Here is a 432-nt window from a genome sequence, read left to right on the forward strand (position 1 = left end):
CGCGGCTCAGGTGATGGACCGGGGACGCAAGTCGCCAGTAATCGGGGTCCGTACCGAACGCATCGTCGTACAAGGCGAAGTGACGCGGTACCTGCATGATCTGCGGTACGTCCATCGCCGCGCTGTCCAGCGTCACCACGCCCAGCGGGCGGGTCGCACCGGCCGCCTTCAACCGTGCCACGTCACTGCCCAGCAACGCGACCAGGTGCGCGCCGGCGGAGTGCCCCATCATCACCACGCGCTGTGGATCGCCACCCCATTGGCGGGCGTGCTGCTGCACCCACGCCAGCGCGCGGGCGACATCCTCGGCCTGGCGCAGCGGATCGGCCTCGGGCAGCAGGCGGTAGTCCACGGACACCAGCAGATACCCTTTCGGCAGCCAATGCGCCGCCTTGGGTTGCGCGAGGCCCGGGTTGTCACGGCCACCGCGGC

Annotated in this window: 1 protein-coding gene; it reads right to left on the reverse strand. The window is 70.1% G+C overall.

Going from position 1 to position 432, the window contains the following annotated elements:
• Positions 1–432 (reverse strand): alpha/beta hydrolase (locus CWM66_RS28640; RefSeq protein WP_146159986.1); only part of this gene is annotated, 432 nt, incomplete at both ends.

Source organism: Kosakonia sp. H7A, from assembly GCF_003028445.1.
GTDB classification, from domain to species: domain Bacteria; phylum Pseudomonadota; class Gammaproteobacteria; order Enterobacterales; family Enterobacteriaceae; genus Kosakonia; species Kosakonia radicincitans.